Origin of the sequence: Streptomyces sp. CB02980, from assembly GCF_014451325.2 — a bacterium.
Lineage (GTDB): Bacteria > Actinomycetota > Actinomycetes > Streptomycetales > Streptomycetaceae > Streptomyces.
The window spans coordinates 315,725-330,857 of the sequence record NZ_JACSCH020000005.1 but is presented as its reverse complement, the minus strand read 5'-3'; the positions used below and the strand labels follow the sequence as shown (position 1 = coordinate 330,857).

Genomic DNA, 15,133 nt, shown 5'->3' with positions numbered 1-15,133 from the left:
GGCCGAAACGGGATGCCGACTCGGCTCCCGCGCCGGGGTGCCCGGAAATCGGGTGCTGCGCGAGGGGGTCAAAAAAGATGAACAATCCTCTACTCTCACGCGCATGTCCTGGACCCGAAGGTTCGTCCTCGCGCTCTCGGTCGTGCTCGCGGCTCTCGCCGCGGCCCTGCTCACCGCCCCCGGGGCCCAGGCCCACGAGGAGCGGCCCGTCACCTTCCCCGACGGCTCCGGCACCGTGCCGAAGCTCCGCACCGGAGAACCCGACCTCCTCGTCTGCAAGACCGACCGGACCGCCTTCGAAAGCCGGATCTCCCGGTTCCCGGCCCCCCTCAAGGCCCGCAACCGCACCCTCTACGAGCGCTGCGCCCGCGAGGGCTACCGCCACCTTCAGCAGGCCGTCGACGCCGTCGACCGGCCCGGCCTGACCATCGCGATCCTCCCCGGCCTGTACGAGGAGGAGCCCTCGCTGCCGCCGCCCACCGGAGCCTGCGCCACGCTCGACGCGCCCAGGTCCTCGCTCGGCTACCAGATCCTCAGCTACGAGCAGCAGCGGCAGTGCCCGCACAACCAGAACCTCGTCGCCGTCCTCGGCAAGAAGAACCTCCAGATCGAGGGCACCGGAGCCTCCCGCCTCGACGTCGTCATCGACGCCAAGTACCGGAAGCTCAACGCACTGCGGGCCGACGGCACCGACGGCGTCTACTTCCGCAACTTCACCGCCCAGCGCACCACGTTCAACTCGCTGTACGTGCTCGCCGCCGACGGCTTCGTCATCGACGACGTCCTCACCCGCTGGAACGACGAGTACGGCTTCCTCACCTTCGCCTCCGACCACGGTCTCTACAAGAACTGCGAGTCCTACGGCAACGGCGACTCCGGCATCTACCCGGGCTCGGCCTCCGACATCAACGACGGCCGCGGCTACGACGTCCCCCGCTACTCCATCGAGATCACCGGCTGCCGCAGCCACCACAACATGGTCGGCTACTCCGGCACCGCCGGAGACTCCGTCTGGGTCCACGACAACGAGTTCGACCACAACATGGGCGGCGCCTCCATGGACTCCGCCTTCCCCGGACACCCCGGACTGCCGCAGAACCACGCCCGCTTCGAACGCAACCTGATCCACGACAACAACCAGAACTACTACCCGTACGTCGCCGACGGCACCTGCGCCAGACCGCCCGTCGAGCGCGGCTACGAACAGGGCGTCGTCTGCCCCCAGATCTCCATGCCCCCCGGCACCGGCATCATCACCGCCGGCGGCAACTGGAACCTCTACGAGAACAACTGGGTCTACGGCCACCAGCGCACCGCCTTCTACCTCAACGCCGTCCCCGCCTTCATCCGCGGCGAGTCCGCCTGGGGCAAGCAGACCGACACCTCCCACCACAACCGCTACGCCGGCAACCACCTCGGCGTCGACAAGTCCGGCACCGCCCGCCCCAACCGCACCGACGTCTGGTGGGACGGCCAGGGCAGCGGCAACTGCTGGCAGTCCGACACCGGCGCCGCCAGCCCCGGCGCACTGCCCGACTGCGGGGCGCGCCGCGGCGACGTCTCCGGCGGCACCGACCGGCTCATCGGCGAACCCGTCAAACTCGCCCAACTCCTCGTCTGCGCCGACTACAACGTCCAGGCACGCCGCCTCCCGGCAGGCTGTGACTGGTACGGCGCCCGCGGCCTCCAGCGCGTCGAGACCCAACTCGCCCTCGGCAGCTCCCTCGTCCTCGCCCTGGCCGGCTTCGCTCTCTGGTGGCGCCGACTGCGCGGCAACCGCCTCGCGGGCGCCGCCACCCTCATCGGACTCGCGGGCCTCGCCCTCGACGTCGCCGGCTCGACCCTCGCCCTCACCCCGACCGTCGTCCCGGCCCTCGCGCTGCTCCTCACCGGCGTCTGGTGGACCCTCCTCGGCCTCGCCCTGCGCCCCACCCGCCCCGTCCTCGCCTGGACCACCGTGGTCCTCGGTGCCCTCACCCTCCTCGACGCCTTCGACAAGGCGGTCCTGATGGTCCCCGGCATCCCCCTGAGCCCCGCCTGGCTCCGCCTGCTGCTGGGCGTGATCTGGGTGCTGTGGGCGGTCGTCGCCGCGGGAGCCCGCGGCCCGGCCCCGTCGGACACGGTCCCGTCGGACACGGTCCCGTCGGACACGGTCCCGTCGGACACGGTCCCGGCGGGCGCGACACCGGAGCCCGACCCCGAGGCGGGCCCCGAGGCAGGCCCACGAGTGGGTACGGGCCCCGGTGCGGGCCCCGGCGCGGCCCCCGGGACAGCCCCCGGCACGGCCCCCAGCGCGGCCCCCGGGACGGCCCCCGGGACGGGCGCCGGGACGGGCGCCGCCCCGGCCGAGGCCCCGCCGCACGGCGAGGCGACGGCATGAGGCGGCCACGCGTCGGCGTCACCCGCCCGCCCCTCGTCGCGGCCCTGGCCGCCGTCCTGGCCGCCGCCCTGCTCCTCACCGGCTGCGGCGGCCGGGCCACCACCCACCACAAGCCCGGCACCAGCCACGAGGAGGCCACCGGCGGCACCGGCACCCTGCTCACCGCGCGGGACGAGAGCGGGCACCGGCTCCGCGAACTCCCCGCTGCGGAAGCGCCCACCATCCGCGTCGAGACCCGCCCCGACACCGAGGGCGGCTGGAACGTCCACCTCACGGTGGAGAGGTTCCGCTTCACCCCCGACAGCGCCGGCGGCGCGGCCCTCCCGGGCCGCGGCCACGCCCGCCTCCTGATCGACGGCCGCGAGGCCGGCCGCCTCTACAGCCCGTGGGGATACGTACCGGCCGGCACGCGTACCCTCACCGTCCGCCTCCACGCCGACGACCACACCGCCTGGGCCGTCGCCGGCGCTCCCGTCCAGGCCACCGTCAGCCTGGACGGCGCCGCGCCCCCGAGCCCGGCACCGCAACCCCGGCCGACCGCCACCGGACGCACCCTCGACATCACCGTCTCCGGATCGACCGTCCAGCCACCTCCCTCCCGCGTCGAGTTGAAGAAGGGCGACCGCCTCACCCTCCGTGTCACCAGCGACCGCGCCGACACCCTCCATGTGCACGGTTACGACCGCGAACTCCCCCTCTCTCCCGGCACCCCGGCCACCCTCACCCTCACCGCGGACCGCACCGGCCTCTTCGAGGTCGAGACCCACGAGTCCGGACTGCTGCTGACCCAACTCGTCGTCCGATGACCGGCACGCTCACCCCGACCGCCCCACTCGCCCACGCCCAGGTCCACGCCCTCACCCCCGAGCCCGGCCTCGGCCTTCCGCTCGCCCACGGCGTGGGTTCCCGGCACGACCTCCCCCTCTCGCCCTTCTACGCCTACGCGGGCGCCTTCGCCGCGCTCCTCATCTCCTTCCTCGCCCTCGGGCTGCTCTGGTCCTCCTCCCGCTTCCGCGGCGACCTGTCGGGGCGCCCGCTCCCCGCCGTCCTCCAGCGGGTCGCCGACGCCCCCGCCACCCGCACCACGCTCCGGCTCCTCGGCGCCGTCGCCGCCCTCCTCGTCCTCCTCCACCTCCTTCTCGGGCCGGACGACCCCGACCGCAACCCCGCGCCCGGCGCCCTCTACGTCCTGCTCTGGGTCGGACTCGTCCCCGCCTCCCTCCTCCTCGGCCCCGTCTGGCGGCTCCTCAACCCCCTGCGCGCCGTCCACTTCCTGCACCCGCCGCGGAACCCCCGTCCGCTGCCCGCCACCCTCGGCATCCGCCCGGCCGCCCTCGGCCTCCTCCTCTTCACCTGGCTCGAACTCGTCGCCCCCGACAACACCTCCACCACCACCCTCCTGACCGCCCTCGCCCTCCACGCCGGCGTCCAGCTCATCGGCGCCGCCCGCTACGGCGACCGATGGTTCGCCCACGCCGACCCCTTCGAGGTGTACTCCTCCCTTCTCGCCCGGCTCTCCCCACTCGGCCGCCGCGCCGACGGCCGGCTCGTCCTCCGCTCCCCCTTCCACGGCCTCGACGCCACTCCGCAGACCCCCGGTCTCGTCGCCACCGTCTGCGTCCTCCTCGGCTCCACCGCCTACGACGGCCTCTCCGACAACCCCCGCTGGATCACCACCCTCCAGACCTCACCCCTCGGCCCCGTCCCCACCGCCACGCTCGGCCTGCTCGCCGCCGTCGCCCTCGTCGCCGCCTGCTACGGACTCTGCGCGGGCACCCTCCGCCTGATGAACCGCACCCTCACCACTCCGCTCACCTCCTTCGCCCACTCGCTCCTGCCCATCGCCCTCGGCTATCTCATCGCCCACTACTTCTCGCTCTTCGTCACCGAAGGACCACGCACAGTCATGATGGCAGGGGGCACTGACAACGCCCTCGCACCCGCCCCGTTCCTGGGTCCCGGCGGCCTCGCGACGCTCCAGGTCGCCGCGATCGTCACCGGCCACGTCCTCGGTGTCGTCGCCGCCCACGACCGGTCCGTGCGCCTCTTCCCGCCCGACCGCGCGGTCGCCGGCCAACTCCCGCTGTTCGCGCTGATGATCGCGTACACCCTCGGCGGTATCGGCCTGCTGATCGCCTGACCGGGCGAGTGCTTCGGCTGCGGCGCGCGGCACGTGTCCGAGGCTCTGGAACTGCCCGTCCGGAACGGCTGAGCGCCGTCGGCCCGGACGGTTCCGCGTCCTGCCGGGCCCGGCAGGACGGCCGGAACGGCATCATGGACCCCGTGCCCCAGTCCCACGCCCAGACCCCGTCCACGCTGCGCCGGGCCCCCGTGCAGCAGCGGAGCGCCGAGCGGCTCGCCCGGATCCTCGACACCTGCGCCGAACTGCTCGACGAGACCGGATACGAGCAGCTGAGCACCCGTGCCGTCGCAGCCCGCGCGGGAGTCCCCATCGGCTCCGTCTACCGCTTCTTCGACAACAAGCGGGCCATGGTCGCCGCGCTCGCCCACCGGAACCTCGACCGGTACGCCGAGCGGATCGCCGCCCACCTCGACGCCACCGCCGACCCCGACCCCCACGCGGCCATCGACGGTGTCCTCGACGAGTTCATCGCCATGAAGCGGACCGTCCCCGGCTTCGCCCTCGTCGACTTCGGCGTGCCTGCCGCCGAGGAGGCCGGCGAGGACCCCAACGGCCTGGTCGCCGAGCGGATCTGCGATCTGCTCGCCGCCCACCTCGGCCGTCCCGCCGACGAGACGCTGCGACGCAAGGTCCGGGTCGGCGTCGAGACCGCCGACACCCTCGTCCGGCTCGCCTTCCGTGCCGACCCCGAGGGCGACCCGGCCGTCATCGACGAGACCCGGCAGCTCCTTCACGCCTATCTCTCGCCCTCCCTGTCGTAACCCTCCCGGGCGTGCCTACCGGTCGGTATGCTCGCGGCGGGCCGACGCCCCGGCCCCGACCCGACGCTGCCCCAGGGAGACCCATGTCCACCGCCCTGCGCATCTGCCCCCTCTGCGAAGCGACCTGCGGACTGACCCTGACCATCGACGGATCCCGGGTCACCGGGGCGCGCGGAAACCGCGAGGACGTGTTCAGCCAGGGGTTCATCTGCCCCAAGGGGGCCGCCTTCCCCGGGATCGACGCCGACCCCGACCGGCTCCGCACCCCGCTGGTCAGGAAGGACGGGCGGCTCCAGGAGGCGACCTGGGAGGAGGCGTTCGACACGATCGCGGCGAGAATCCGTCCGCTGATCGAGGAGTACGGGCCGGACGCCGTGGGTATCGTCCTGGGCAACCCCAATGTGCACACGATCGCCGGCGCCCTCTACCCGCCCCTGCTGATCGGTGCGTTGCGCACCCGGAACCTCTTCACGGCGTCGACGATCGACCAGATGCCCAAGCACGTCTCCAGCGGCCTGTTGTTCGGAGACCCCTTCGCGATCCCCGTGCCGGACCTGGACCGCACCGACCACCTGCTGATCCTCGGAGCCAACCCGCTGGACTCCAACGGAAGCCTGTGCACCGCCCCCGACTTCCCCGGCAGGCTCAAGGCACTGCGCCGGCGCGGCGGCACCCTCACCGTCGTCGACCCCCGGCGCACCCGCACCGCACGCCTCGCCGACCGGCACGTCGCCATCCGCCCCGGCGCCGACGCGTTCCTCCTCGCCGCGCTCGTCCACACCCTCTTCGAGGAGGGGCTCGCCGACCTCGGCCCGCTCGCCGCCCAGGTGGAGGGGGTCGAGGAGGTCAGGGCCGCGATACGGGAGTTCAGCCCCGAGGCGGTCGCCGACGCCTGCGACGTGGACGCGGACACCATCCGCGCCCTCGCCCGGGAGCTCGCCGCCGCGCCCACGGCCGCCGTCTACGGGCGGATGGGCAGCTCCACCGTGGCCTACGGCACCCTCGCCAACTGGCTCGTCGACGTCCTCAACATCCTCACCGGCAACCTCGACCGGCCCGGCGGCGCCCTCTTCCCGCTCTCCGCCACCGCGCCCGCCCCGCGCCCCGCGGGACCCGGCAGGGGCTTCGCCCTCGGCCGCCGGCACAGCCGGGTCTCGCACCACCCCGAGGTCAAGGGGGAGTTGCCGATGGTCGCGCTCGCCGAGGAGATCGAGACCCCGGGGGAGGGCCGTATCCGGGCGCTGATCACCGTCGCCTCCAACCCCGTCCTGTCCGCGCCCGACGGGGACCGCCTGGACGCGGCCCTCGGCTCCCTCGACCTGATGGTCGCCGTCGACCCGTACCTCAACGAGACCACCCGCCACGCCGACGTCCTGCTGCCGCCGCCCCCGCCCTCCAGGAGCGCCCACTTCGACTTCGCCTTCAACGCCCTCGCCGTCCGCGACCAGGCCCGCTACACCCCGGCCGCCGTCCCCCTGGAGGCGGACCGGATGGACGAGTGCGAGATCCACGCCCGGCTGATCCTCGCCGTCTCCGGGATGCACGGGGCCCCGCCGTCCGCCGTCGACCAGCTCGCGATCGACACGACCCTCGCCAAGGCGGTCACCCAGGAGCACTCGCCGGCGTACGGGGCGGACCCCAAGGAGTTCGCGGCCGGGCTCACCGGGGACACCGGGCCCGAGCGCCGGCTCGACATGATGCTGCGCCTTGGCCCGTACGGGCTCACCCTCGACGAGCTGCGGGCCCACCCGAACGGCATCGACCTCGGCCCGCTCAAGCCGCGTGTCCCGCAGGTCCTCAAGACCCGCAGCGGACGGATCGAGCTGTTCGCCGCGCCGCTCGCCGCCGACCTGCCCCGGCTGCGGGCCGCGCTCGACGCCGTACCCGACGCCGGCAGCCTCCAGCTCGTCGGGCGCCGCCACCTGCGCTCGAACAACAGCTGGCTGCACAACACCCCCGCGCTCGGCGGCGGTACGAACCGGTGCACCCTCCAGGTGCACCCCGACGACGCGGCCCGGCTGCGGCTCGCCGACGGCGGCCTCGCGCGGGTCAAGGGCGAGGGCGGCGAGCTGGAGGTGCCGGTCGAAGTGACCGACGGGGTGCGTCCGGGGGTGGTGAGCCTGCCGCACGGCTGGGGCCACGACCGTCCCGGCACCCGGCTGGCCGTCGCGTCCGCGCGCCCCGGAGTCAATGTCAACCAGCTGCTCGACGGCTCCCGGCTCGACCCCCTGTCGGGCACGGCCGTCCTGAACGGCTTCCCCGTCCAGGTCTCGCCCCTGCCGTGACCTGGGGTTTTGCTCGTATTGCTCACGCGTCAACGTCTTGTTAACGGCAGAAGGGGGCACCTACCGTCATCCGGACCGCCGCTCGGCGGGGTTCAAGGGTGAACGTGAGGTGTCCTCCATGCTGACCGTCCTCGGCTTCGCCATGATCGCGACCTTCCTGGTCCTGATCATGATGAAAAAGATGTCGCCGATCGCGGCACTCGTGCTGATCCCCGCGCTGTTCTGCGTGGCGGTCGGGCAGGGGGCCCAGCTCGGCGACTACGTCATCGAAGGCGTCGGCAAGCTGGCACCGACGGCGGCGATGCTGATGTTCGCCATCGTCTACTTCGGCGTGATGATCGACGTCGGCCTCTTCGACCCGATCGTCCGGGGCATCCTGCGCTTCTGCAAGGCCGACCCCGTACGGATCGTCGTGGGTACGGCGGTGCTCGCCGCGATCGTGTCGCTGGACGGCGACGGCTCGACCACGTTCATGATCACCGTCTCGGCGATGTATCCGCTCTACAAGCGGCTCGGCATGAGCCTGGTGGTCATGACGGGTGTCGCCGCCACCGCGAACGGCGTCATGAACACCCTGCCCTGGGGCGGTCCCACGGCCCGCGCCGCCACCGCGCTGAAGCTGGACGCCGGCGATGTCTTCGTACCGATGATTCCGGCGCTCGGCATCGGCCTGCTCTTCGTGTTCGTCCTCGCGTACGTCCTCGGGCGCCGGGAGCGGAAGCGCATCGGCTACCTGACGCTCGACGAGGTCCTGGTGCCCGAGACCGACACGGCGCTCGTCGCGGCGGGTGCCGGTGGTGCCGGTATGGGCAGTGGCGCCGGTGGTGCCGTGGACCTGACCAAGAAGCCCGTCGGAGGTTCCGGTGACGCGCCGGGCGTGGTCTCCGCCTCCGCCTCCACCGCCGATTCCGGCTCCGGCTCCGGCTCACGTGAGGACGAGGGGTTCCAGGGGCTCGACCCGAACCGTGCGACCCTGCGCCCCAAGCTGTACTGGTTCAACGCCGGGCTGACGGTCGCGCTGCTCACCGCGATGATCCTCGAACTGATGCCGATCCCGGTGCTGTTCCTGCTCGGCGCCGCGCTCGCGCTCACGGTCAACTACCCGAAGATGGCCGAGCAGAAGGCGCGTATCGCCGCCCACGCGGACAACGTCCTCAACGTCTCCGGCATGGTCTTCGCCGCCGCCGTCTTCACCGGTGTGCTCACCGGCACGGGCATGGTCAAGCACATGGCCGACTGGCTCGTCGGTGCCATCCCCGAGGGCATGGGCCCGCACATGGGCCTGGTCACCGGTGTGCTCAGCATCCCGCTCACCTACTTCATGTCGAACGACGGCTTCTACTTCGGCGTCGTGCCGGTCCTCGCCGAGGCGGGCGCCGCCCACGGCGTCTCGCCCCTGGAGATCGCACGCGCCTCCCTGGTCGGCCAGGCGCTGCACATGTCGAGCCCGCTGGTCCCCGCCGTGTACGTCCTCGTCGGCATGGCGAAGGTGGAGTTCGGGGACCACACCAAATTCACCGTGAAGTGGGCCGCGCTGACCTCGCTGGTCGTCCTCGCGTCGGGGATCCTCTTCGGCATCATCTGAGTCCTGGGAGCCGCGGCCTGGGCCGGACGGGCGACTTCGGAGGGTGGCGTGCGCATGTCGCCACCCTCTGTAGCCATGTTGTGACAGATAGTCCGATTATCGGTTGTACTGTCCGACGAGCTCCTTCCGGAGGAACCCCGCATGACCGCTCGTACCGTCCGCCCCCTCGCCGCCTCCGCGGCCGCCGCCCTCACGTTCGGCGGCCTCGCCCTCGCGGGCGCGCCCTCGGCCTTCGCCGCCGTCGGCGACAGTGGCGACATCAAGGTCCACAGTGTCGGCACGCCCTTCGGGTCCCAGAGGGACGAACCGAGGGTCTGCAGGTTCTACCTGGCGGCCTCCGACTTCGAGTCGCTCCAGCAGGTCAACTGGGCGATCTCCCGCCAGCCGTCCGCCAACGGGCCCGCCCTCTCCGGACAGCTCACCCTCGCGGCCGGCACGGGGCACACGGATCCTCTCTCCCTGCCGAGCGGGCAGTACCGGCTCTCGTGGACCTTCCAGGGTCAGACCGTTGTGGTCAGGCCGAAGGCCTTCCAGGTCGCGTGCCCCGGTGACACCATCGCCAGCCCGCCACCCACCGGCGGGAACGGTGGCGGCGGTAACGGCACGGGCGGGAACGGCACGGGCGGGAACGGCCTCGGCCCGAACGCCACCGGCGGCAACGGCATGAACGGCACTGGCGGGAACGGCGGCAACGGCACCGGCGGCAACGGCGCCGGCACGAGCGCCACCGGCGGCAACGCCGCCGGCACGAGCGCCACCGGCGGGAACGGCAACAGCTGGAACGGCGGCGGCAGGGAGAACGGCAGCAGCTGGAACAGCGGAAGCGGAAGCGGGAGCAGCAGCGGCAACGGCTGGAGCGGCCGGCCTCCGCAGGGCGCGGTCGGCGCGGGTGGCGGCGGCAGTGCGCAGGTCGCCGCCGACGACTCCTCCGACTTCGGCATCGGGGCGGCCGTCGCCGCCGGCCTCGCCGGCACGGCCGGACTGGTCCTGATCCGCCGCTCGCGCCGCCGCGACAATGGCGCCGCGTAGGTCCTCGCGCCTCACGCGCCGTCAACGGCGCCTGTTCCGGCTCGCCAGGACCGTGGTGGTCACCGTGTTCCTGGTGACCGGCGGCGTCTGGTGGGCCGGTGACGAGGAACCGGCCGGTCCGGCGCTCGCCGCCGCTCCGGCCGCTCCCGGCCGGGCGGGCGCGGCGGTCGGAGCGCCGGCGGCCCTCGACCACAAGGCGAAGCCCGAGACGAAGCCCGAGACGAAGCCCGAGGTGAAGCCCGAGACGAAGCCCGTGGCGAAGCCGCAGGCGAGGTCCGCGGTGAAACCGGAGGCGAAGCCCAAGGTGGCGCCCAGGGCGAAGCCGAAGGCCGTACCCACGCCCAGGCCGTCGCCCCCGCCCGCGCCGCTGGCCCGTTCGCGTCCCACCGCCGTCGCCGTACCGGCCATCACCATCGAGGCCCCCGTGATCGAGCTCGGTCTCGACGGCGAAGGGCGGCTCGCCACACCGCCGATCGACAACCCCCAGGTCGTCGGCTGGTACGCGAAGGGGGTCACCCCGGGTGAGCGCGGGACCGCCGTCGTCGTCGGCCACCGTGACACCCGTACCGGACCCGCTATCTTCGTCAGCCTCGACTCGCTCAGCGCCGGCAACACCGTCCGGGTCGCCCGCGCCGACGGCAGGGTCGCCGTCTTCACGGTCGACCGCGTCGTCACCTATTCCAAGACCGACTTCCCCGACAAGGAGGTGTACGGCTCCACGGGGCGGCCCGAACTGCGGCTGCTCACCTGCGGCGGAGCCTTCGACCCCGGAAAGGGCTACGAGGCGAACATCGTCGTCTTCGCCCACCTCACCGACATCGCCCAGCAGATCTGAACCACGGGTCCGACGGATCCCAGCCGCTCCGTCGGCCCCTCCCCGCCGCGTCCGGCGGGCCGCACCAGCCGGTGCGTGCCCGCCGGACGCGGCGCTGTGCCGGGACCTGCCCGGCGGAGACCTCCTCGCGGCGCGGACCCGGCAGGTCGGGGCCCCGCCCGGAGCCCTGTCCAGGTGCCGGGGCCGGCTCCGGCGCCCGGCGTCTGTCCGGTCCTGCCGTGGACAGAGGGTGCGCGGGGGCGGCACGATCGGTTCGGGACTGAGACCGGGGGCACGGCCGGCGGCCCTGGCGCCCAAAAACTAACAGCGCTAGTTTGGGTGTCGAACCGATCGGTAGTGTGAGGAGACATCGGATGAAGGCGCACGACGCGATGTACATCGGCGGGGAGTGGCGGCCCGCCGCCGGTCCCGACACGATCGCCGTCCTCAACCCGGCGGACGAGCAGGTCATCGCCCACGTCCCGGCCGGTACCGCCGAGGACGTCGACGCGGCGGTACGCGCCGCCCGCGCCGCCCTGCCCGGCTGGGCCGCGACCCCGCCCGCCGAGCGCGGCGCCCGGATCGCCGCCCTGCGCGACGCGCTCGCCGCCCGCGCGGAGGAGATCGCCGCCACCGTCACCGCCGAACTCGGCGCTCCGCCGCAGCTCGCCGCCGCCGTGCACGCAGGACTGCCGATCGCCGTGGCGGGGACGTACGCGGACCTCGCCGCCACCCACTCCTTCGAGGAGAAGGTCGGCAACTCCACCGTCTACGCCGAGCCCGTCGGTGTCGTCGCCGCGATCACCCCCTGGAACTTCCCGCTCCACCAGGTCGTCGCCAAGGTCGCCCCGGCCCTCGCCGCCGGCTGCACGACCGTCCTCAAGCCCGCCGAGGACACCCCGCTGACCGCCCAGCTCTTCGCCGAGGCCGTGCACGAGGCGGGCCTGCCGGCCGGCGTCTTCAACCTGGTCACCGGCCTCGGCCCGGTCGCGGGGCAGGCCCTCGCCGAGCACCCCGACGTGGACCTCGTCTCCTTCACCGGCTCCACCGCCGTCGGCCGCCGCATCGGCGCCCTCGCGGGCGGCGCCGTCAAACGGGTCGCCCTCGAACTCGGCGGCAAGTCCGCCAACGTCATCCTGCCGAGCGCCGACCTCGCCCGGGCCGTCTCCGTCGGCGTCGCCAACGTGATGTCCAACTCCGGTCAGAAGTGCAGCGCCTGGACCCGGATGCTGATCCCCGCGGACCGGTACGAGGAGGCGGTGGCGCTCGCCGCTGAGGCCGTCGCCAAGTACGTCCCCGGCGAGCGCCTCGGCCCGCTGGTCAACGCCAAGCAGCAGGAGCGCGTCCGCGGCTACATCGAGAAGGGCGTCGAGGAGGGCGCCCGGCTCGTCGCCGGCGGCCCCGAGGCGCCGCTCGAGACCGGCTACTACGTCTCCCCGACCGTCTTCGCCGACGTCACCCCGGAGATGACCATCGCGCAGGAGGAGATCTTCGGGCCGGTCGTCTCGCTCCTCCGGTACGAGGACGAGGAGGAGGCCCTCGCCATCGCCAACGGCACCGTGTACGGCCTCGCCGGAGCGGTCTGGGGCGACCCCGAGGAGGCCGTCGCCTTCGCCCGCCGCATGGAGGCCGGCCAGGTCGACATCAACGGCGGCCGGTTCAACCCGCTGGCCCCCTTCGGCGGGTACAAGCAGTCCGGCGTGGGCCGGGAGCTCGGCGCGCACGGCCTCACCGAGTACCTCCAGACCAAGTCCCTGCAGTTCTGAGGCATCTACCTGCCTCACCGGCCCCACCCTGCCTCACCGGCCCCACCCGGCCCCACCAGCCCCACCGCCCCCACCCGGCCCCATCGGCGCCACCGGCCCCACCGGTCGCGCCGACCCCGCCGTCCCGACCCGTCCACGCGACTCCCGAGGAGCACCGCACGTGAGCCTGATCCGCGCCGCCGTCCTGCCCGCCGTCGGCTCTCCGCTGGAGGTCACCGGCATCGAACTCCCCGAGCCGGGCCCCGGCCAGGTCCGTGTCCGGCTCGCGGCCGCCGGCGTCTGCCACTCCGACCTGTCGCTCACCAAGGGCACCATGCGGGTGCCGGTGCCCGCCGTCCTCGGCCACGAGGGCGCGGGGACCGTCGTCTCCGTCGGTGAGGGCGTCACCCATGTCGCCCCCGGCGACGGCGTCGTCCTCAACTGGGCGCCGTCCTGCGGCAGCTGCCACCCCTGCTCGCTCGGCGAGGTCTGGCTCTGCGCCGACGCGCTCACCGGCACCGCGAACATCCACGCCCGCACCCAGGACGGCACGGACCTCCACCCCGGCCTCAACGTCGCCGCCTTCGCCGAGGAGACGGTCGTCGCCGCGAACTGCGTCCTGCCCGTCCCCGACGGCGTGCCGCTCACCGACGCCGCGCTCCTCGGCTGCGCCGTCCTCACCGGCTGGGGCGCGGTGCACCACTCCGCCCGGGTCCGCGAGGGCGAGACGGTCGCGGTGTTCGGCGTCGGCGGGGTGGGGCTCGCCACGCTCCAGGCGGCCCGGATCGCGGGCGCCTCGACGATCGTCGCCGTGGACGTCTCCCCGGAGAAGGAGGCGCTCGCGCGGGCGGCCGGGGCCACCGAGTACGTCGTCGCCTCGGAGACCACGGTCAAGGAGATCCGGAAGCTGACGGGGGGCCAGGGCGTCGACGTGGCCGTCGAGTGCGTCGGCCGCGCCGTCACCATCCGTACCGCCTGGGACTCCACGCGGCGCGGCGGCCGCACCACGGTGGTCGGCATCGGCGGCAAGGACCAGCAGGTCACCTTCAACGCCCTGGAGATCTTCCACTGGGGCCGCACCCTCGCGGGCTGCGTCTACGGCAACTCGAACCCGGCCGTCGACCTGCCGGTCCTCGCCGAGCACATCCGCGCCGGGCGGCTCGACCTGGGCGCGCTCGTCACCGAGCGGATCACCCTGGACGGCATCCCGGGCGCCTTCGAGAACATGCTCGCGGGCAAGGGCGGCCGGGCCCTGGTGGTCTTCCCCTGACACCGGGCGGCCACGCCCGCGTGGAAGCCCGTACCGAGGTATCGGTACGGGCTTCCACGCGCCAAGGATCGCGTCGCGTCACGGTCACGTCGCATCGCGGACCACGTCGCGTCACGGATCGACGTCGCTTCACAGGTCGACGTCGCGTCACAGGTCGAGCACGAGCCGGGCGCCGCGCGAGCGCCCCACGCAGATCATCATCGTCGTCCCCGAGGCCTTCTCGTCCTCGCCGAGGACGGAGTCGTGGTGCTCGGGCGTCCCGGCGATCACCTTCGTCTCACAGGTGCCGCAGAACCCCTCCTCGCAGGAGTACGCGACACCGGGAACCACCTCGCGCACGGCATCGAGCAGGGTGCGGCCGGGCGGCACGTGCACGGTCCGCCCGCTCCGCCGCAGCTCGACCTCGAAGCCGTCGCCGGCCCCGGAGACCTCTCCGGAGACATCTCCTGAGTCCGCCCCGGATTCCCGCGCCGGCGCCGCCCCGAATCGTTCCGTGTGCAGGGGACCCGACCACCGTTCCTCCACCGCCCGCAGCAGTCCCTCGGGCCCGCAGCAGTACACGGCCGTCTCCGCCGGAAGCCCCGCCAGGACGCCGTCCAGGTCCGGCAGCCCCGCCGTGTCCTGCGGGACGAGCGTGACCCCGGGGAGTACGGCGAGCTCCTCGCGGTACGCCATGGCCGGCAGGCTCCGGCCCCCGTACAGCAGGGACCACGACCCCGGCGGAAGCGAGCGGACCATCGGAAGCAGCGGGGTGATGCCGATGCCGCCCGCGATGAACAGATACCGCCCGGCGGGCACCAGCGGGAAGCGGTTGAACGGGCCCCGCGCCCCGAGGACCGTGCCCGCGCCGACGGCGGTGTGGACCTCCTCCGATCCGCCCCGGCCGTCGCGCTCCCGCAGCACCCCGAGCCGGTACGTGCTCCGGTCCGCGGGGTCCCCGCAGAGCGAGTAGTGCCGGACGGCCCCGGACGGCAGCGTCACCTCCAGATGGGCGCCGGGCTCCCACGGGGCCAGCTCGGCGCCCGTGGGATCGGTGAGCACGAGCCCCAGGACGCCCTCGGCCTCGGGGACGACCGACCGGACCGTGAGCCGGGCGGTGAGCGGGACTGTGGTGGACATCG

11 protein-coding genes are annotated in these 15,133 nt (G+C 73.4%); 10 read left to right on the top strand and 1 reads right to left on the bottom strand.

The genetic code is table 11. The features are described from left to right. Positions 1-103: 103 nt before the first annotated feature. The 10 genes from E0F75_RS13975 to E0F75_RS13930 all read left to right on the top strand — a co-directional run bounded on the left by E0F75_RS13975 (position 104) and on the right by E0F75_RS13930 (position 14,012). Positions 104-2,380 (top strand): right-handed parallel beta-helix repeat-containing protein, encoded by a 2,277-nt coding sequence (locus tag E0F75_RS13975; RefSeq protein ID WP_229312670.1) that lies wholly within the window; start codon positions 104-106, stop codon positions 2,378-2,380. Next, the gene (locus E0F75_RS13970; protein WP_187622823.1) at positions 2,377-3,186 is read left to right on the top strand and encodes a hypothetical protein; all 810 of its coding nucleotides are present in this window, start codon (positions 2,377-2,379) and stop codon (positions 3,184-3,186) included. Before E0F75_RS13975 ends, E0F75_RS13970 begins: the two co-directional genes overlap by 4 nt. After that, positions 3,183-4,520, top strand: coding sequence for a hypothetical protein (locus tag E0F75_RS13965; protein ID WP_229312669.1), 1,338 nt, complete (start codon positions 3,183-3,185; stop codon positions 4,518-4,520). Before E0F75_RS13970 ends, E0F75_RS13965 begins: the two co-directional genes overlap by 4 nt. Before the next feature lie 134 nt (positions 4,521-4,654). After that, the gene (locus tag E0F75_RS13960) at positions 4,655-5,284 is read left to right on the top strand and encodes a TetR/AcrR family transcriptional regulator (protein ID WP_187622822.1); all 630 of its coding nucleotides are present in this window, start codon (positions 4,655-4,657) and stop codon (positions 5,282-5,284) included. Between the two features lie 83 nt (positions 5,285-5,367). Then, positions 5,368-7,569 carry a molybdopterin oxidoreductase family protein gene (locus E0F75_RS13955; protein ID WP_187622821.1) on the top strand — a complete coding sequence of 734 codons (2,202 nt, stop codon included), beginning with the start codon at positions 5,368-5,370 and terminating at the stop codon, positions 7,567-7,569. Between the two features lie 118 nt (positions 7,570-7,687). Continuing rightward, positions 7,688-9,154 carry a CitMHS family transporter gene (locus E0F75_RS13950; RefSeq protein ID WP_187622820.1) on the top strand — a complete coding sequence of 489 codons (1,467 nt, stop codon included), beginning with the start codon at positions 7,688-7,690 and terminating at the stop codon, positions 9,152-9,154. Between the two features lie 141 nt (positions 9,155-9,295). Beyond that, positions 9,296-10,183 carry a hypothetical protein gene (locus tag E0F75_RS13945; RefSeq protein ID WP_187622819.1) on the top strand — a complete coding sequence of 296 codons (888 nt, stop codon included), beginning with the start codon at positions 9,296-9,298 and terminating at the stop codon, positions 10,181-10,183. A gap of 55 nt (positions 10,184-10,238) precedes the next feature. After that, the gene (locus E0F75_RS13940; protein WP_374115404.1) at positions 10,239-11,018 is read left to right on the top strand and encodes a class F sortase; all 780 of its coding nucleotides are present in this window, start codon (positions 10,239-10,241) and stop codon (positions 11,016-11,018) included. A gap of 353 nt (positions 11,019-11,371) precedes the next feature. Continuing rightward, positions 11,372-12,763, top strand: coding sequence for an aldehyde dehydrogenase family protein (locus E0F75_RS13935; protein WP_187622817.1), 1,392 nt, complete (start codon positions 11,372-11,374; stop codon positions 12,761-12,763). Between the two features lie 166 nt (positions 12,764-12,929). Continuing rightward, positions 12,930-14,012 (top strand): Zn-dependent alcohol dehydrogenase, encoded by a 1,083-nt coding sequence (locus E0F75_RS13930; RefSeq protein ID WP_187622937.1) that lies wholly within the window; start codon positions 12,930-12,932, stop codon positions 14,010-14,012. Between the two features lie 147 nt (positions 14,013-14,159). Here E0F75_RS13930 and E0F75_RS13925 read toward each other — a convergent pair whose 3' ends face one another. Then, complete coding sequence (locus E0F75_RS13925) at positions 14,160-15,131, bottom strand: PDR/VanB family oxidoreductase (RefSeq protein ID WP_187622816.1); 972 nt, start codon at positions 15,129-15,131, stop codon at positions 14,160-14,162. Positions 15,132-15,133 lie beyond the last annotated feature (2 nt).

Coding starts and splice junctions, on each gene's coding strand:
- E0F75_RS13975 (WP_229312670.1), top strand. CDS start 104: ATGTCCTGGACCCGAAGGTTCGTCCTCGCGCTCTCGGTCGTGCTCGCG.
- E0F75_RS13970 (WP_187622823.1), top strand. CDS start 2,377: ATGAGGCGGCCACGCGTCGGCGTCACCCGCCCGCCCCTCGTCGCGGCC.
- E0F75_RS13965 (WP_229312669.1), top strand. CDS start 3,183: ATGACCGGCACGCTCACCCCGACCGCCCCACTCGCCCACGCCCAGGTC.
- E0F75_RS13960 (WP_187622822.1), top strand. CDS start 4,655: ATGGACCCCGTGCCCCAGTCCCACGCCCAGACCCCGTCCACGCTGCGC.
- E0F75_RS13955 (WP_187622821.1), top strand. CDS start 5,368: ATGTCCACCGCCCTGCGCATCTGCCCCCTCTGCGAAGCGACCTGCGGA.
- E0F75_RS13950 (WP_187622820.1), top strand. CDS start 7,688: ATGCTGACCGTCCTCGGCTTCGCCATGATCGCGACCTTCCTGGTCCTG.
- E0F75_RS13945 (WP_187622819.1), top strand. CDS start 9,296: ATGACCGCTCGTACCGTCCGCCCCCTCGCCGCCTCCGCGGCCGCCGCC.
- E0F75_RS13935 (WP_187622817.1), top strand. CDS start 11,372: ATGAAGGCGCACGACGCGATGTACATCGGCGGGGAGTGGCGGCCCGCC.
- E0F75_RS13925 (WP_187622816.1), bottom strand. CDS start 15,131: ATGTCCACCACAGTCCCGCTCACCGCCCGGCTCACGGTCCGGTCGGTC.